This window comes from Bradyrhizobium sp. Bra78, from assembly GCF_024519855.1.
GTDB lineage: Bacteria > Pseudomonadota > Alphaproteobacteria > Rhizobiales > Xanthobacteraceae > Bradyrhizobium > Bradyrhizobium japonicum_G.
Map to the genome: position 1 here is coordinate 20,230 of NZ_JALJRE010000015.1, position 17,425 is coordinate 37,654.

The following is a 17,425-nucleotide window of genomic DNA, read 5'->3' on the forward strand; positions in this document are numbered from 1 at the left end:
GGTGCGGGCAAGCGTGAAGGGAGAGGGCGTCGGGGGGCCCCGAGAGATCATTCCAGGCGGAGGCTCTGGGCGGCGAACCAACAGCCACCCAGCCTCAGGCCTTAGACGGGAACCGCCACTTCACGCTCCGGATCTACAGCGCGTCCAGGACATCGGCCTTGCCCATGGGCGACGGTGCGGTCGTCCCCTTCCTGATCGACTCCGCAACGTAACGAAGCTCGAGATTCTTCACGAACCAATAAAGGGCAAAGGCCCAGAGGCCGGACCATTCCACATACAGGATGTAGGAATCGTTCTCTCGATCCGTATGCAGGAAATGCATGATGACCGAGCCTGCCATGGCCAGCAACATGTAGGTGCCGATCAGGAAGTAGGCCCTCCTGAACCATTTGCGGGCCGCACTGTCCTTCTTGAGCTTCGACAGCGTCGAGTCCGAGTACCAGAATATGATGATGCCGATACAGGCGAACGCCAGCACCGCGCTGATTCCGTGCAGCGTCACATTCGGAAGGCCGAACGATGCGAGTGTGAATGGACTCGTCTTGCCGGAGACGGCCATGGGAAAGATCGCAACGCCCAGGACAAATGCGCCGGTAAGGCTGAGCCAGCGGTCTTCATTTTTCGAGAAGCCCTTGTAGCGGTACAAGAACACGCCGACAGCGAAGAGGAAACCGCAGAACCAAAGCCGGACGGGATAGAGATCCGCCCTGCCTTGAACCGCGTCCTGGGCAAAATAGTAATCGCTCAACGAGGGCTGGAGACGAATGCCCCAAAGGAGTCCGATCAAGATGACGACGACCGGGAAAGCCGCAGTCAGCGCGCCCATCCGTGTTCGCAGTTTGCGGTAGTTTTCAACAATAGCCTTGTCGATATGATCCTGCTCCATAATGCGCTCCATGACTCAAATAAGGGTCATCTTGCCATTATTTAAAGTTGTGGAAAAGAGAGAGGTATCTCTGCGGGCGTCGCCGTTTAAGTCATGGTGGCGATCCCCGAACCTCGAGATTCCGGGGTTCGATGCAGCGCATCGCCCCCGGAACGACGAGGGCTGCCTACTTCGCCTTCTCTATTCTGGTCACCGTATACCCCGAAGCCGCCTCCTCGGCTTCGAAGGTGACCTTGTCGCCGACCTTCACCTGCTTGAGCAAGGCAGGGTCCCTGACCCGGTAGACCATGGTCATGGGTTCATCCATGCCGAGGCTTTTCGCCGGTCCGTGCTTGAGCGTGATCTTGCCGGTGCCTTCGTCGATCTTCTTGACCTCGCCGCTGATCGCGGCGCCCTGGGCCGCGAAGGCTCCGGCGGCAAGACCGACGGTCAGCGCCAACGCGGCAGCGATACGGATGATGCGGTTCATCGAAGGCTCCCTCGTTACTTCACGGTGACGTGGCCGACCATGCCGTAGTCGCGGTGGTCGGGGATCAGGCAGGAAAACTCGAATGTGCCGGCCTTGCTGAATTTCCAGAGGATCTCGGCCGTCTTGTTCGGTGCTAGCCGCACGCCGTTGGGGTCGTCGTGCTCCATGTGCGGATGCTTCTTCATCTCCACCGCATGCGCGAGATTCTCCTTGGTGGTGGCGAGCAGGAATTCGTGGTCCTCCTTGCCGACATTGCGCAGCACGAAACGGATCTGCTCGCCGCGTTTGACCTCGATCCTGGCGGGCGTGTAGTCCATTTCGTTCATCAAGATCTCGATCGTGCGGGCGGGCTTCTTGGAATCGCCGGGCTCGCCGGCCGAAAAGGTCCCATGCCCGTGCTGCTCGTGGGCAAAGGCCGGCGCGATCGAAAGCGCAGCCAGCGCGAGGGCGAGTTTGATCGTCTTGTTCATTGGTCTCTCCAGTTGGTGGTGGTTCATCGGCAAGCTCACATCTTCATGTTCTTCATCGGCGGGCCGCCTGGTTGTTGCCGCGGCGGCTCCGGGGCCGGCGGCGTGATCTCGTAGGCGACGGTGCCTTGCGGGAACTGGTAGGCACCTGGATCGCGATAATCGTCGCGCGCGAGGTCCTCGCGGATCTTCATCACCGTGAACATGCCGCCCATCTCGATCGGGCCGAACTGGCCGGTGCCGGTCATCATCGGCAGCGTGTTGTCGGGCGCGGGCATCTCCATGTTGCCCATCGCCATGCCGGTCGAGCCCATCGCCATGCTGTCGGGCGCGAGCTTGCCGACGGCCTTGGCGAGATCCTTGCGCGACACGCCGATCAGATTGCGCACCGCGTGTCCCATCGCATTCATGGTGTGATGCGACTTGTGGCAGTGGAACGCCCAGTCGCCGGGATTGTCGGCGAGCACGTCGAACACGCGCACCGCGCCGACCGGCACGTCGGTCGTCGTCTCAGGATATTGCGCGCTCTCCGGAATCCAGCCGCCGTCGGTGCAGGTCACCGCAAAGCTGTGGCCGTGCAGATGAATCGGATGGTTGGTCATGCTGAGATTGCCGATGCGCACGCGCACCTTGTCGCCGAGCCTGACCGGCAAGGGATCGATGCCGGGAAACACCCGCGCATTCCAGGTCCACATGTTGAAGTCGGTCATCTCGTTGACCTGCGGCAGATAGGTGCCGGGATCGACGCGATAGGTGCTCATCACGAAGACGAAGTCGCGGTCGACGGCGCCGAAGTTCGGATCGCGCGGATGCACGACGACCATGCCCATCATGCCCATCGCCATCTGCACCATTTCGTCGGAATGCGGGTGGTACATGAAGGTCCCGCTCTTCTTCATCTCGAACTCGTAGACGAAGGTCTTGCCAGGCTGGATGTGCGGCTGGGTCAGTCCGCCGACACCGTCCATGCCGCTGGGAATGATCATGCCGTGCCAGTGCACGGTGGTGTATTCGGGCAATCTGTTGGTGACGAAGATACGAACCTTGTCGCCTTCGACGGCCTCGATCGTCGGTCCCGGCGACTGGCCGTTATAGCCCCACAAATTCACCTTCATGCCCTCGGCGAACTCGCGCACCACGGGCTCGGCGACGAGATGGAATTCCTTCCAGTCGCCGTTCATGCGGAACGGCAGCGACCAGCCGTTCAGCGTAACGACGGGGTGATAGTCCGGGCCGCTGGTCGGATGCAGCGGCGGCTGCATCACCACCTTGTCCATGTGCGGGGCTTCCGGGATCGAGGCGGCCTGCACGCGGCCGCTGACGACGGATGCGCTGGCTAGCGCGGCAGTGCCCAGGAATCCTCGGCGGGAAAACATCTCGGCCTCCATGTCAGTGGCCGCCGTCGGCAGGCGCTGCCGCGGCGATGGTGGTTGAATTGTCGCCGCCGGCCGCAGGCGCGCCGCCGCCGTTGACGGCGGTCTGCAAGTCGGACTGGGCGAGGAAGAACTTCTGCCTGGCATCGATCGCGCCGCGCAGCGATGCGAGGCGCTGTCGTGCCTCGGTGAGCAGCGCGAAGATATCGACCTGCATGCTGGAGAAGCGGAGCTGCATTTCCTCGGTGATGATCTTGCGCAGCGGCAGGATCTCGCGCTGGTAGTGGCTCGCGATGTCGTAGCTGGAGCGGTAGATCCGATAGGCATCGCGCGCTTCCGAGCGGACGTTCACGGCGCGCTCGGTCAGACGATTGAAGGCGAGGTTGTAGGTCTCGGCTGCCTGCCGCACCCGAACCTCGCCGCCGTCGAAGATCGGGATCTGGAACTGCACGTCGAAGCCGCGTTCGCGGAACGGCGCTCCTTCCGGATCCTGGGTGCGGCGCGAGATCCCGGCGAGGTCGAGCAGCGTCACGAAGCGCGTGGCCTCGGTGAGGTTCAGCGATTTCGCCAGCGCCGTCAATTCCAGCCGCGCGATCTGCAGGTCGATGCGATGGGCGACCGCGTCGGTTTCGATCGACGGCAATGCCCGCGGCCGGCGCGGCAGCGGCGGCATTTGATTGGGCAGGCGGAAGTCGAGGCCGCCGTCCCACAATCCCATCAGGCGCGCAAGCTTTTCGCGCGCGCTCGTCGCCGTCTGCCGCGCGGTCGCGAGGTCGGCGGCGGTTTCGGCGTAAAACACCTGCTCGCGGGCCTGGTCGAGCTTGTTGATCGAGCCGGTCTCGCCGAGCTTGACCGCGAGTTGTGCGGTCGATTCCGCCGTCGCCTTCGCGTCCGTCAGCAGCACCACCATCTCGTTGCCGGCCACGGCGCGGACATAGGCGCCGCGGACATCGGCGGCGAGCCGCAGCGTCGCCAGCGCTGCACGCAACTGCGCCTGACGAAAGCGGTCGCGGGCGATGTCGGAGCGGAACGGCAGGGTGGCGAGTGCGAGGATGTCGCCGACCACCTGGCGCTCGATTTCGCTGGCGCCATTGCCTGAGATCCGCGAGATCGAGAACACCGGATTGGGCGGCAGGCTTTGCTCGACGAGATCGGTCTCGGCCAGCGCCAGCTCGTTATAGGCCGCTTGCAATCCCCTGTTGTTGAGCAGCGCGATCTGCACGGCGGTCTCGGTGGTCAGCGTTCGCGCCAGCAAGCGGCGGACGGCCGCGTTGACGGCCTCCGCGCCCTCGGCCGACCGGACGAAGGCGACATCCTTATTGATGGTCTGGCTGGTTAGGTCCGAGACCGTCGTCATGCCTCCGTCCGGCGAGAATGCCATGCAGCCGGAGAGTCCGAACGCAGTGAGGACGAGCAGGCCCCGCGCGAGATGATGTGTCATGGCGCGCTCCTACCGGTCCTGCTTGGGCTGCGGCGCGACGTTCTCGTTGCGCTCGCGCCATGGTGCCGGCGTCGCAGGCCGCAGGCTGGTATACGGCGCGATGGTCGACCGATAGCTGGTGCGTGCGACCTTTGCCGAGGGATCGGCAGGATCGACGCCGGCGACCTGCGTCGTTGCCGGCATGCAGCCGGACAGTGCCAGCGCAGCCACGGCCAGCAGCGGCCAGTTAAATAGAAAGTGTCGTCGTCCAAGCGCCGCGGACGCGGCGGCGGACTTCGCCCCGGAAAGCGTCAACATGATTCATCCCTGATCTGTCGTAGGACCACAGGTGCACGCGCGCGGATGCGCGTCGGCCTGACGTCGTCGCGTCAGATCAGGCGATGGGAGGGCGGTAGAGCAGGGGCGGCGCGGCGCTGTGCAGGATCGCCACGATCTCGGGCGCACAGGCGGAAACCGGCTGAAGCGGCTTTGCGAAGCTGGGCAGATCGGCCGGCAACGCGCTCACACACATCATCGCGCAGCACGGTCCGGCCGTGCCCTTGCCGCCGTGGTGATGGGGCGCCGGCGCGTCCTGTGCAGCGGCCTGGTGATGCGCATGTGCCCCCGCATTGTCATGCGAGGAGTCGCCATGTGTATGGCTCGTCTGCATCTGATGGTGCGCGGGCACGATGTCGCCGAGCAGAACGTCGTCGCCGAGGCATGGCGCGGGGCCATGACCCCAGGCGAGGCTTGCTGCCGGCGCGAGCACGCAGAACAGATAGGCGAGGGCAATGAGGCGCCCCACCCTGATCCGCATCGATCGTGTCAATCGCAGCAACATTCCGTCGACATGCTCTCCGCGCGGCAATGTTGCACACGCTGATTGCAAATTAACGGCAAAGCGCGCGTTCGCCAAGCTCCTTCTTACCGCAGTGCACCGTGCATGCCCAATATCGCGCCACGCTGCTTGACCCTGCGGCCCCCTGCGGGCCATGGTCCGGCCCGTGCACGCGCCAAATCATCCAGAACAAACACCCGAGACATTCAGCCCTGATTCCCGTCGGGCCTGGATGCGGCTCGTCATTGCGCTGCTGATCGGCTCGATCGGCGGCGTCGGCATGTGGGCGATCGTGGTCATGATTCCCGCGGTGCAGGCTGAATTTGCCGCCACGCGCGGCGCGGTGTCGCTGGCTTTCACCCTCCTGATGTTCGGGTTCGGGCTTGGCGGCGTGATCGCCGGCAAGATCACCGACCGGTTCGGCATCGTGCCGGCGATGGCGATCAGCATCGCGTTCCTCGGCGTCGCCAATGTGCTCGCGGGCCTGTCGACCCAGCTCTGGCAGTTCGTGGCGGCGTATTTCCTGATCGGTCTCGGCACGTCGGCGACCTTCGCGCCGCTGATGGCGGAGGCGTCGCACTGGTTCGAGCGTTATCGCGGCCTTGCCGTGACCATCGTCGCCAGCGGCAATTACGTCGCCGGCACGATGTGGCCGCCGCTCGTGAGCTTTGGCATGCAGACGATCGGCTGGCGCTACACCCATATCGGGATCGGCATCGTGTGCGTCGGTCTGATGTCCATCCTGGTGCTGGTCCTGCGCGCGCAGATGGGCGACGACAAGGTCCGCAATCACGCCAATGCGCCGCCGCCGCGGGTCGATCTCAAGCTGTCGACCAACACGCTGACCGTGCTGCTCTCGATCGCCAGCATCTCCTGCTGCGTCGCCATGGCGATGCCGCAGGTGCATATCGTCGCCTATTGTGGCGACCTCGGTTATGGCGTGGCGCGCGGCGCCGAAATGCTCTCGTTGATGATGGCCTGCGGCATCGTCAGCCGCATCGGCTCGGGCTACCTCGCGGACAAGATCGGCGGCATCCCCACGCTTCTGGTCGGTGCTCTCGCGCAAGGCTTTGCGCTGGTGTTTTACCTGTTCTTCGACAGCCTCACCTCGCTCTATCTGATCTCCGCCATGTTCGGCCTGTTCCAGGGCGGCATCGTGCCGAGCTACGCCATCATCGTGCGCGAGGCGATGCCGGCGAGCCAGGCAGCAACGCGCGTCGGCATCGTGATCTTTGCCTCGGTGTTCGGCATGTCCTTCGGCGGCTGGGTGTCGGGCGTCATCTTCGACGCGACCGGATCGTATGCTGCAGCCTTCGCCAACGGCGTGGCGTGGAATGGCGTCAATATCGTCATCGTCGTGACACTGCTGATCCGGTCGCGGATGAATGCGGTCAGGACCGGGCCGGGTTTTGCGACCTAAACCGCCTGTCCCGCCTTCAGCAGCGAACAACCCGTGATCTTGTAGCTGCCGTCCGGCTGCAGCTCGAGCGTGTAGAGCGCCTCCCAGGCCTCGCCATTGGCATCCACGATGTGGACACGCTGCGCGACCCGGTTGCCTTCGGTCTTGCTCTCGCCGAACTCAAAGCTCTTGTGTCGATAGACCGGCGGGTAGCCGTTTTGCACCATGGACATGAAGATGTCGGGCGCGGGGAAGATCTCCCGGATCGCCGGCGCGGCATGGGAATAGGCCCCGGCCGCATCATCGTGCGTAAAAGCCTGTTCCTGGGCGCGGATGACGCCCTGCGCCGCAGTGACGTCGTCGGCGAATGCTGGAGCTGTGCCGAAGACGATCGTAAGGATGACGAGCAAAGCGGCAATGCGCATAACAGGCTCCGCGTTGAAACCCCGGCGATGCTGATCTTAGCATGACCTTAGGTAAGTACGGCGCGCTATCGCTTCCGTTTCACCGCCGGCTTCGCAGGCTTGGGAAGCCGAACCTTGGGCTTGCCGGCCGGTTGTACCCGCAGCCCGTCGACGAACACGTCGAGCATCCGCAGCACCGAGGATTGCCAGCCCGGCTGGTCGTGCATGTAGCACATGCCGAAGAACGCGCGCAGCAAGTCCTCGGGACTGACGTCCGCGCGCATCGCGCCAGCCGCGGCTGCGCGATCGAGCAGCGAGCCGATCGCCTTGGTCAGGCGCTCAAAGGAAAAGGCATGCAACTCCGACCCGCTTTGCACCGCGAGCGCCAAGGCTGCCACCATGCCCTTCTTGGTGGCAACGAATTCGACCCCTGAGCGCAGCCAGCGCCGCAGCGCATCCACCGGGTCCTTGGCGTTCTTCAACTGCTCGGCGAGCTCGCTGAGCTGCTCGACCTCGCGCCGGTACACCGCCTCGAACAAATCCTCGCGCGTCGGAAAATGCCGATAGAGTGTGCCGATGCCGACGCCGGCACGCTTGGCCACGGCCTCGAGGCTCGCCTCCGGACCGCCCGCGTTGAACACGGTCTTGGCCGCCTCGAGCACGCGCTCGCGATTGCGCACGGCGTCGGCGCGGGGCTTGCGGGTCTGGTCGGTGTGGTCGTCCATGCCGGCAATGTAGATCACGAATTGGTTAGATTGAACCCTGCAATGAACCCTTGCAGGGCTGCATCGCGTTGTCCGCGTTCGGGCTTTTGACGAATTCCAAATATTTTTCGGCGGCCCTTGTTAAACGGAGGGTGCCTCCGTATCTTCGTCGAGACGTTGGCTCGGATTGTGTCCGGGCGGCGCAGATCGACGGCGGCCACGGCGGTGGCGCGCTGCGCGATCACCCATGTCCATATCTGATCGGAGCCTTGTATGAACCACTCCATCAGCCTCACCGTGAACGGTGCGCGGCGCGACTTCGTCCTCGACGATCCGCGCGTCACGCTGCTCGATCTGCTGCGTGAGCGCCTCCATCTCACCGGAACCAAGAAGGGATGTGACCGCGGCCAATGCGGCGCCTGCACCATTCTGGTCGACGGCAAGCGCATCAACTCCTGCCTCGCACTCGCCATCAGTCATGACGGTGCCGACATCCTCACCATCGAGGGCGTCGCGCGCGGCGACCAGCTTCACCCCGTGCAGGCCGCCTTCATTGCCCATGACGGCTTTCAATGCGGCTTCTGCACGCCCGGCCAGATCATGAGCGCCATCGGCATGATGAGCGAGGCGCAGGCCGGCAACGATCCCGAGCGCATCCGCGAATGCATGAGCGGCAATCTGTGCCGCTGCGGCGCCTATGCCGGCATCGTCGATGCCGTGCTCGAGGCGCAGGCCGGCATGGACGAATCCAATCAGAGGCGCTCCGCATGAAACAGTTCGATTATGTCAAGCCCGGCACGGTCGCCGAGGCCGTCGCCGCCGCGGCTCAGCCGGGCGCCGTCTATCTTGCCGCCGGCACCAATCTGCTCGATCTGATGAAGGGTGGCGTCAGCCGACCGGATCGTCTGGTCGACGTCACGCATCTGGGCGGCCTCGATCAGATCGAGCATCTCGCCGACGGTAGTGTGCGCATTGGCGCGCTGGTGAGCAACGCCGATCTCGCGCATGACGCGGACTTTGCAAAGGCCTATCCGGCCGTCGCCGAAGCGCTGCTCTCCGGCGCATCGGCGCAACTGCGCAATGCCGCCACCGTGGGCGGCAATCTGCTGCAACGGACGCGCTGCGCGTATTTCTATGACACCGCCAGCCGCTGCAACAAGCGCGAGGCCGGCAGCGGATGCGACGCGCGCGAGGGCGAGAACCGAAGCCACGCCGTGCTCGGCTGGAGCGAAAACTGCATCGCGACGCATCCGTCGGACTTCTGCGTGCCGCTGGTCGCATTCGATGCCGTCGTCGAGATCGAGGGCAGGAACGGGCGGCGCGAGATCGCGCTCGACGAGCTGCATCGCCTGCCGGGCGCTGCGCCCGAGCGCGAATCGGCGCTCGAACCGGGTGATCTCATCGTCGCCGTGCGTCTGCCGCCTGCGGCGCGCGGCTTTGCCGCGCATGCGCGCTACCTGAAGGTTCGCGAGCGCACTTCCTACGCGTTTGCCGTCGTCTCGGCCGCCGCTGCGTTGCGAATCGAGAACGGCAGGATCGGGGAGGCGCGGCTTGCGCTCGGCGGCGTCGCCGCAAAGCCCTGGCGCGCCCGCGCCGCGGAGGACGTGCTCAGGAACGTCGCGCCGACGGCAGACGCGTTCCAGGAGGCCGCCTGGCGTGCGCTCACCGACGCAAAACCGTCCGGTGACAACGCCTTCAAGATCGAGCTCGCGCGCCGCATCGTCGTGCGCGCGCTGACCCTCGCCGCTGCCGGCACGCCCGCGCGCATCCCCGCGCTGCCGGCCTCTTCCTTTGCCTCGACGTCCGGAGCCATTCATGCCTGAGCTCAACCTGACCAGCGCGCCCGCCCATCTGCGCCACGGCTCGAACATCGGCCAGCCCCTGACCCGCCGCGACGGCATCCTCAAGGTGAAGGGGCAGGCGACATACGCCGCCGACAATCACCCGCCGGGCATGCTGTTTGCGGTCATGGCTGTTGCCAGCATTTCACGCGGCCGCGTGACCGCGCTCGATGTCGCCGCCGCCAAGCGCCATCCCGGCGTCGTCGACGTCATGACACCGGACCACAAGCCGCAGCTTGCGATCGACCCCGAGATCAAGACCAATCCGTTCGTGTTCCGGATGGAGGTGTTGCAGAGCAACGAGGTCCGCTACGCCAACCAGCCCATTGCCGTCGTGATCGCCGAAACGCTGGAGGCGGCGACGGAAGGCGCGGTGCTGCTGGCGCCGCGTTACGAGACGCTGCCCGCCCTCGTCGGGCTCGATGCCGGCGAAAGCTTCGTGCCGCCTGTCGTCGGTGTCGGCAACCCCACCGAAAATCACCGCGGCGACGTCGAGGCCGGTCTCGCGTCGGCCGACAAGCAGATCGACGCGACTTACGAGACGCCGCCGCAATATCACAACGCCATGGAGCCGCATGCGATCGTGGCCGCCTGGGACGGCGACAGCGTGCAGATCGACATGCCGACCCAGGGGCTCATGCTGTCGCTTGCGCGCGTGGCTGAGCTGTTCGGCATTGCCCACGACAAGATCCACATCCGCAGCCCCTTCCTCGGCGGCGGCTTCGGCTCCAAGGGATTGATGGCGGGCCCCCCGGTCCTCGGTCTCATGGCTGCCAAGCTCGTCGGCAAGCCCGTCAAGCTCGTGCTGCGTCGTGAGCAGATGTACGGTCCGGTCGGCCATCGCGCGCCGACGCGGCAGCGGCTGCGCATCGGCGCCGATGGCGAGGGGCGTCTGACCGCGCTCGATCATCATGCCAGAACGGTGTCGAGCACGTTCGATGATTTCTACGAACCGGCTGCCGATGCCTCGCACACGCTCTATGCGGCTCCTGCGATCCGCACCTCGCATGATGCCGTGCGCGTCAATACCGGCACCCCTTTGTTCATGCGCGCGCCCGGCGAGGCGACCGGCTCGATCGCGCTGGAGAGCGCGATCGACGAGATGGCCTGGGCCTGCGGCATCGATCCGCTCGCCTTTCGCCTCCAGAACTATGCCGAGGTCGAGCCGATCACCGGCAAACCGTTTTCGTCCAAGGCATTGCGTGCCTGCTACGAGCAGGGCGCGGCGCGCTTCGGCTGGGCGAAGCGACCGCTCCAGCCGCGGCAGATGCGCGACGATGCCGGCCTCCTGGTCGGCTGGGGCATGGGCACCGCGACCTTCCCGGCGTTGATGTTCCAGGCCGAGGCACGTGCAGTTCTTCGCGGCGACGGCTCCGGCGCCATGGAGATCGGCGCGCATGACATGGGGCAGGGCGCCTGGACGGCGCTGGCCCAAATCGCAGCCGACGAGCTCGGGCTCGATATCGACCGGGTCGAGTTCAAGGCCGGCACGTCGGACCTGCCCGATGCCGGCATCGCCGGCGGCTCGGCGCATACCGCGACTGCGGGTGCCGCGATCCACAGCGCCGGCGCAGCCGTGATCGCAAAGCTCGCCGATCTCGCAACCGGTGACGAGCGCTCGCCGCTGTTCGGCGCCGGCAATGCCGGCGTGATCGCGCGCGACGGCAGGCTGATCCGGCGTGACGACCAGAGCCGCAGCGAGAGCTATCCCGAGATTCTCGCGCGCGCAGGCGTCGCCGAGGTCGAGGCGCGCGGCACCGGTGCGCCGAATCCGGCGGCGATGGAGGAGTATGCGATGCACGCCCACGGCGCGGTGTTCGCGGAGGTGAAGGTCGATCCCGAGCTCGGCCAGGTCCGGGTCACGCGCATGGTCGGTGCGTTCGCGGCCGGGCGCATCGTCAATCCGCGCATGGTGCAGAGTCAGCTGTTCGGCGGCATGATCTGGGGCATGTCGTTCGCGCTGCACGAGGAGGCCATCACCGACCGCCGCAGCGGGAGGATCATGAACGCCAATCTCGGCGAGTACCACATCCCCGTGAACGCCGACGTGCCGCCGCTCGACGTGATCACGGTCGAGGAGCACGATCCGCACGTCAATGCGCTCGGCATCAAGGGCGTCGGCGAGATCGGCATCACCGGCAGCGCCGGCGCGGTCGCCAACGCGGTCTGGCATGCGACGGGCATCCGTGTGCGTCGTTTCCCGATCAGGATCGAGGAATTGCTGACGCCGCTTTGAGGCAAAAAAAGCGGGACGAGCTGGTCTCGTTCCGCCGCGTCCTGCTAGTGCAACTTCTTGCGGAGGGCCTTGAGAGCCTCTCGCTGCGTCTCGATGTAGTCGGCGATCATCTTACGCAGCTCCTGCGAATGGAGCTTGTCAGTGTCGCGCTGCACTTCATCGAGCGCAGCCTCTGCATTGGCGAGCGTGATCTTCATCTGCGAGCCCGGTTAGAATGCGGCGCCGGAATGTCTCTCGGCTACGGCTCGCATCATATAGAGGATCGGCTCGCGGAAATTGAGATGGCTCAATCTCCGTAAGACACCGGGGCACTCCGTAAGATTCCGGATAATTTCAAAACGTCGGCGGCGTGCAGGCCGAGATCACCTCGCACGGCCTGCCGCCGACGCAGCGGAAGCGATGCGGGCGGCGGCTCTCGAAATAATAGGCATCGCCCGGATTGAGGATGCGGCGCTCGTCCTCGACGGTGACTTCGAGCTTGCCCGAAATCACGATGCCGCCTTCCTCGCCGTCATGGACGAGGTGCACCCGTCCCGTGTCGCTGCCGGGCTCGTAGCGCTCCTTCAGGATCTGAAGGCTGCGGCCGAACAGATTGTCGCCGATCTGGCGATACGAGATCGGCTTCTTGCCGACCTCGGTCAGCTCTTCGGAGCGGTAGAAGATCTTGCGCCGCGTCTCCGGCTCCAGCGCGAAGAATTCGGCGAGCCCCATCGGGATGCCGTCGAGGATGCGCTTGAGCGCGCCGACCGACGGGTTCATCTGGTTGGATTCGATCAGCGAGATCGTCGAATTGGTGACCCCTGAGCGCTTGGCGAGCTCACGCTGCGACAGCTTCTGGCGGGCCCGGATGAATCGCAGCCGTCCACCGATGTCGACGCTCATGCCCGGAATCCCTGTTGCAAGTGTTGCGGATCGGGCAAATATGGACCAGCACCCCCAGCTAAATCAATGGGTTGCGGCAGCGCAGAAAAGGACTTGTTGACTGGCCTGAGCCGTGGCTCTGCTAACGGGTCAGCAAAGGAGCGTGGCCCGTGACCCTTCATCAGATTCCGAACACCATCAAGACCGATTCGTTCTGGATGCCGTTCACGGCCAACCGGCAGTTCAAGAAGGCGCCGCGCCTGTTTTCCTCGGCCGAGGGCATGCACTACACCACCGTCGACGGCCGCAAGGTGATCGACGGCTCCGCCGGTCTCTGGTGCGTCAATGCCGGCCACGGCCGCAAGCAGATCGCGGCTGCGGTCGAGCGGCAACTGATGACGCTGGACTTCGCGCCGTCGTTCCAGATGGGCCATCCGCTGGCTTTCGACTTCGCCGAGCGCCTTGCCGAGATCGCCCCGAAGGGCCTCGACCGCATCTTCTTCACCAATTCCGGCTCCGAGTCGGTCGATACCGCGCTGAAGATCGCGCTCGCCTATCACCGCGCCAACGGCCAGGCGAGCCGCACCCGCCTGATCGGCCGTGAGCGCGGCTATCACGGCGTCGGCTTCGGCGGCACGTCTGTCGGCGGCATGGTCGCCAATCGCCGCGCCTTCACGACCCTCCTGCCGGGCGTCGACCACATCCGCCACACCCATGATCTCACCCGCAACGCCTTTGCCAAGGATCAGCCGGAGCACGGCGCCGAGCTCGCCGACGATCTCGAGCGCCTCGTCGCTCTGCACGGCGCCGAGACGATCGCCGCCGTGATCGTCGAGCCGGTTCCGGGCTCGACCGCGGTGCTGCCGCCGCCGAAGGGCTATCTGCAGCGCCTGCGCGAGATCTGCGACAAGCACGGCATCCTCTTGATCTTCGACGAGGTCATCACCGGCTTCGGCCGCCTTGGCACGCCGTTCGCCGCCAACTTCTTCGGCGTCACGCCTGATTTGATGACGACGGCCAAGGGCATCACCAACGGCACCATTCCCTGCGGCGCGGTGTTCGCTCACCGCAAGGTTCACGACGGCCTGATGGTCGGCCCCGAGAACCAGATGGAGCTGTTCCACGGCTACACCTATTCGGCGCATCCGACGGCCTGCGCCGCCGGTATCGCGACACTCGACATCTACAAGGACGAGGGTCTGCTCACGCGCGGTGCCTCGATCGCCGAATATTGGCGCGATGCGCTGCATTCGCTGAAGGGCCTGCCCAACGTCATCGACATCCGCAATTGCGGCCTGATGGGCGCGGTCGAGCTGTCGCCGCGTGACGGCACGGTTGGTGCGCGCGGCTACGACGTGATGGTCGACTGCTTCAATCGCGGGCTGTATTTCCGCATGAGCGGCGACTCCTTCGCGCTATCGCCGCCGCTCATTGTCGAGAAGAGCCACATCGACGACATCGTGTCGATTCTGGGCGACGCCATCAAGCGGGTGGCCTGATAATTGCTCTCGCCGTTGCGAGTTGTTTCTTGCAGCGGCGGGCGTGATGCCGCGGGAGTTTGACCAAGCGTGAAAGTTCTGATCCTCGGCAGCGGTGTCATCGGCGTCACCTCTGCCTACTATCTCGCACGTGCCGGTCATGAGGTAACGGTCGTCGACCGTCAGCCGGAGCCGGCGCTCGAGACCTCCTTTGCCAATGCCGGCGAGGTGTCGCCCGGCTATTCCTCGCCCTGGGCCGGTCCCGGCGTGCCGGTGAAGGCGATCAAGTGGCTCTTGATGAAGCACGGCCCGCTGGTGATCCGGCCGAAGCTCGATCCCGTGATGTGGGTCTGGCTCACCAAGATGCTGCGCAACTGCACCAGCGCGCGCTACGCGGTCAACAAGAGCCGGATGATCCCGATCGCGGAGTACAGCCGTGACTGCCTGCGCGACCTGCGCCGCGACATCGGCATTCAATATGACGAGCGTTCGCAGGGCACGCTCCAGCTGTTCCGCTACCAGGCCCAACTCGACGGCACGGGTGAGGACATCGCCGTGCTCAAGCAATACGGCGTGCCGTTTGAAGTGCTGAGTCGCGAGGGCTGCATCGCGGCCGAGCCGGCGCTGGCGGGCGTGAAGGAGAAGTTCGCCGGCGGGCTTCGCCTGCCGCAGGACGAGACCGGCGACTGCCACATGTTCACGCAGGCGCTCGCCAAGCATGCCGAAGCGCTCGGCGTGCGCTTCATGTTCAACACCGGCATCGACCGCATCGTCACGGACGGCGGGCGCGTGACTGGTGTTTCCACCAGCGCTGGCCTGTTGCAGGCGGACGCTTACGTCCTCGCGCTCGGAAGCTGGTCGTCGCGGCTGGTCGCGCCGCTCGGCATCTCGCTGCCGGTCTATCCGGTGAAGGGATATTCGATCACGGTGCCGATCAAGGACGCCTCCGGCGCGCCGGAATCCACCGTGATGGACGAGAGCTACAAGGTCGCGATCACCCGTCTCGGCAATCGCATCCGCGTCGGCGGCACCGCCGAAATCTCGGGCTATTCGAGCCAGCTCTACGACGCGCGGCGCGCCACGCTCGATCACTCGTTGACCGATCTGTTCCCGCGCGGCGGCGACCTCTCGAAGGCGACGTTCTGGAGCGGCCTGCGCCCGATGACGCCGGACGGCCCGCCCGTGATCGGTCCGACGCGCTACCCCAACCTCCATTTCAACACCGGCCACGGCACGCTCGGCTGGACCATGTCCTGCGGCTCCGGCCGCGTGCTCGCGGACATGCTGTCGGGCAAGAAGCCTGACATCGATGTCAGTGCGCTGACGGTGGAGCGATACGATCACCGGTTCGGGTAAGACTCTATCCGCTCGTAATGACGGCGGGGAGGTGTCGCGGTTCGCCTCACCTGCTCGCGGAGAGAGGACGAGCGATCAACCCGCCCCCGTCACGCAATTCACCCACAGCACCACGGCCTTCGCGTCATTGGCCGGATTCGAAAACCGGTGCGGCCTTCGGCTCGCGAACCGGAAACTGTCGCCCGTCTTCAGCGACCAGGTCTCGCTGTCCACCGTCAGCATCATCTCGCCGTCGAGCACGAGGCCGGCTTCCTCGCCGTCATGGGTGTAGAGCTCGTCGCCGGTGGAGCCGCCGGGCTCAAGATGTACGAGGAACAGGTTGAGCCGGTTGTCCGCACTGGCGGGGCTGAGCAATTGCTTCGAGACGCCGGTGCGCCATAGCTTCAATTCCGGCCGCTGCAGCCCGCGCGTCACCACCTGATCGGATGCTCCGTCGGCGCTCGGGCTCGCGCCGAACAGCGCGGCGATGCCGACGCCGAGCACGTCGGCAAGCGTTGCCAGCACCCGCAGCGACGGCGAAGACAGGCCGCGCTCGATCTGGCTGAGGAAGCCGATCGACAGGTCCGTTCGCGAAGCGACCGTTTCGAGCGAGAATTGCCTGGCGCGCCGGAGATCGCGGATGCGGCGGCCGACCGCGACGTCCATCGCGGGCTCCGACGGTTTGGCGATGGCCTTGGTGACAACCTTGGCCTTCACCTTCGCCTTCACAGCCCTGGCCGGCTTTGCCGCGGCCGGTTTGCGCATTCTTTTGCCACCGCTCACGTCAAATCGCTTCCTTCATGTGCATGAAAACCGCTTGCATCGTCCGCGGAAGTGTGACCAAATTTTCATATTGGTGAAAATAGGCTGAAACGGCTTGGCCCGCAACGTCTCTCGTTTCGACACCGCGCGCCTCGCCGCCACCGGCCGAGTCCAAAGGGGATTGCGATGCCGTTGAAGCGTTTTGTTCAGGCCGCGGTCGCGGCGCTCGTGCTAGCTGTCGTGGCGCCGGCTTCGGCGCAGCAGGTGCTGAAGGTCGGCTCGACGCCGACAGGCATTCCGTTCACTTTCCTCGACACCAAGACCAATACCATCCAGGGCATCATGGTCGATCTCATCACCGAGATCGGCAAGGACGCCGGCCTCAGCGTGCAGATCGAGCCGATGCAGTTCTCGGCGCTGATCCCCTCGCTGACCTCGAGCAAGATCGACATCATTGCAGCCGCGATGTTCATCACCGCGCCGCGCAAGGAGGTCGTCGACTTCTCCGACCCGATCTACACTTACGGTGAAGGTCTCGTCGTGCCGAAGAGCGACACCAAAGCCTACGCTGTGCAGGAAGATCTGAAGGGCGAGACGGTCGGCGCCCAGGTCGGCACCGCCTTCGTCGACGCGTTGAAAAAGTCGGGACTGTTCGCCGACGTCAAGGCTTACGACACCATTCCCGACATCCTGCGCGACGTGAATGCCGGCCGCCTCAAGGCCGGCTACGCCGACTACCCGATCCTCGCCTATAATCTGAAGCAGGGTGGCTTCCCCGAGGTTCGCCTCGTCGACGGCTACAAGCCCGCCACCGTCGGGTCGGTCGGCATCGGCGTGCGCAAGGGCGAGACCGCGCTACTCGGCAAGATCAACGCCTCGCTCGCCAAGCTCAAGGCCAACGGCACCATCGACAAGATCCTCGACAAATGGGGCCTGAAGGCCCAGGGCTGAT

General features: G+C 65.1%; 19 protein-coding genes. 7 read left to right on the top strand and 12 right to left on the bottom strand.

What is annotated here, in order from left to right:
• Nucleotides 1–133: 133 nt before the first annotated feature.
• From OC450_RS28060 to OC450_RS28090, 7 genes are all read right to left on the bottom strand, one after another.
• A complete protein-coding gene (locus OC450_RS28060) occupies nt 134–886 on the bottom strand; it encodes a hypothetical protein (protein WP_211381736.1) in 753 nt (250 codons plus the stop codon).
• Between the two features lie 166 nt (nt 887–1,052).
• Entirely contained in the window at nt 1,053–1,355 is a 303-nt protein-coding gene (locus tag OC450_RS28065; protein ID WP_211381737.1) for a copper-binding protein, read from the bottom strand.
• Nucleotides 1,356–1,369: 14 nt separating this feature from the next.
• Nucleotides 1,370–1,825 carry a cupredoxin domain-containing protein gene (locus OC450_RS28070; protein WP_211381738.1) on the bottom strand — a complete coding sequence of 152 codons (456 nt, stop codon included), beginning with the start codon at nt 1,823–1,825 and terminating at the stop codon, nt 1,370–1,372.
• Nucleotides 1,826–1,860: 35 nt separating this feature from the next.
• The gene (locus tag OC450_RS28075) at nt 1,861–3,198 is read right to left on the bottom strand and encodes a copper oxidase (RefSeq protein ID WP_262049055.1); all 1,338 of its coding nucleotides are present in this window, start codon (nt 3,196–3,198) and stop codon (nt 1,861–1,863) included.
• 13 nt (nt 3,199–3,211) lie between these two features.
• Nucleotides 3,212–4,636: a TolC family protein gene (locus OC450_RS28080; protein WP_262049056.1), complete on the bottom strand. Its 1,425-nt coding sequence runs from the start codon at nt 4,634–4,636 to the stop codon at nt 3,212–3,214.
• A 9-nt stretch (nt 4,637–4,645) separates the two neighbouring features.
• Nucleotides 4,646–4,933 carry a hypothetical protein gene (locus tag OC450_RS28085; RefSeq protein ID WP_211381741.1) on the bottom strand — a complete coding sequence of 96 codons (288 nt, stop codon included), beginning with the start codon at nt 4,931–4,933 and terminating at the stop codon, nt 4,646–4,648.
• 76 nt (nt 4,934–5,009) lie between these two features.
• Nucleotides 5,010–5,432, bottom strand: a complete 423-nt coding sequence (locus tag OC450_RS28090; protein ID WP_249128816.1) for a hypothetical protein — start codon at nt 5,430–5,432, stop codon at nt 5,010–5,012.
• 175 nt (nt 5,433–5,607) lie between these two features.
• On the opposite strand from OC450_RS28090, the gene OC450_RS28095 reads away from it, so the two are divergent.
• Nucleotides 5,608–6,873 (top strand): MFS transporter, encoded by a 1,266-nt coding sequence (locus OC450_RS28095; RefSeq protein ID WP_211381743.1) that lies wholly within the window; start codon nt 5,608–5,610, stop codon nt 6,871–6,873.
• Here OC450_RS28095 and OC450_RS28100 read toward each other — a convergent pair.
• Complete coding sequence (locus OC450_RS28100; RefSeq protein ID WP_262049057.1) at nt 6,870–7,277, bottom strand: DUF4864 domain-containing protein; 408 nt, start codon at nt 7,275–7,277, stop codon at nt 6,870–6,872. The genes OC450_RS28095 and OC450_RS28100 overlap by 4 nt on opposite strands.
• A 65-nt stretch (nt 7,278–7,342) precedes the next feature.
• A complete protein-coding gene (locus OC450_RS28105) occupies nt 7,343–7,981 on the bottom strand; it encodes a TetR/AcrR family transcriptional regulator (RefSeq protein ID WP_211382412.1) in 639 nt (212 codons plus the stop codon).
• Nucleotides 7,982–8,233: 252 nt separating this feature from the next.
• Here OC450_RS28105 and OC450_RS28110 point away from each other — a divergent pair, with 252 nt between their 5' ends.
• From OC450_RS28110 to OC450_RS28120, 3 genes are read left to right on the top strand one after another with little or no spacing between them, the layout of a single operon-like run.
• Entirely contained in the window at nt 8,234–8,731 is a 498-nt protein-coding gene (locus OC450_RS28110) for a (2Fe-2S)-binding protein (protein WP_211381745.1), read from the top strand.
• Nucleotides 8,728–9,783: an FAD binding domain-containing protein gene (locus OC450_RS28115; protein WP_211381746.1), complete on the top strand. Its 1,056-nt coding sequence runs from the start codon at nt 8,728–8,730 to the stop codon at nt 9,781–9,783. Before OC450_RS28110 ends, OC450_RS28115 begins: the two co-directional genes overlap by 4 nt.
• Entirely contained in the window at nt 9,776–12,037 is a 2,262-nt protein-coding gene (locus OC450_RS28120; protein WP_262049058.1) for a xanthine dehydrogenase family protein molybdopterin-binding subunit, read from the top strand. The genes OC450_RS28115 and OC450_RS28120 overlap by 8 nt, the downstream gene beginning before the upstream one ends.
• Nucleotides 12,038–12,081: 44 nt before the next feature.
• Here the strand turns inward: OC450_RS28120 and OC450_RS28125 are convergent, their stop codons facing one another.
• A complete protein-coding gene (locus OC450_RS28125; protein WP_211381748.1) occupies nt 12,082–12,234 on the bottom strand; it encodes a hypothetical protein in 153 nt (50 codons plus the stop codon).
• A gap of 136 nt (nt 12,235–12,370) precedes the next feature.
• Nucleotides 12,371–12,919, bottom strand: coding sequence for a cupin domain-containing protein (locus OC450_RS28130; RefSeq protein WP_211381749.1), 549 nt, complete (start codon nt 12,917–12,919; stop codon nt 12,371–12,373).
• Nucleotides 12,920–13,068: 149 nt separating this feature from the next.
• Here OC450_RS28130 and OC450_RS28135 point away from each other — a divergent pair, with 149 nt between their 5' ends.
• Together OC450_RS28135 and OC450_RS28140 are read left to right on the top strand one after the other, a co-directional pair.
• Complete coding sequence (locus tag OC450_RS28135; RefSeq protein ID WP_262049059.1) at nt 13,069–14,397, top strand: aspartate aminotransferase family protein; 1,329 nt, start codon at nt 13,069–13,071, stop codon at nt 14,395–14,397.
• Nucleotides 14,398–14,466: 69 nt separating this feature from the next.
• A complete protein-coding gene (locus OC450_RS28140) occupies nt 14,467–15,732 on the top strand; it encodes a D-amino acid dehydrogenase (RefSeq protein ID WP_211381751.1) in 1,266 nt (421 codons plus the stop codon).
• A 75-nt stretch (nt 15,733–15,807) separates the two neighbouring features.
• Here OC450_RS28140 and OC450_RS28145 read toward each other — a convergent pair whose 3' ends face one another.
• The gene (locus OC450_RS28145) at nt 15,808–16,476 is read right to left on the bottom strand and encodes a helix-turn-helix domain-containing protein (RefSeq protein WP_211381752.1); all 669 of its coding nucleotides are present in this window, start codon (nt 16,474–16,476) and stop codon (nt 15,808–15,810) included.
• 183 nt (nt 16,477–16,659) lie between these two features.
• On the opposite strand from OC450_RS28145, the gene OC450_RS28150 reads away from it, so the two are divergent.
• A complete protein-coding gene (locus OC450_RS28150) occupies nt 16,660–17,424 on the top strand; it encodes an ABC transporter substrate-binding protein (RefSeq protein ID WP_262049060.1) in 765 nt (254 codons plus the stop codon).
• Nucleotide 17,425 lies beyond the last annotated feature (1 nt).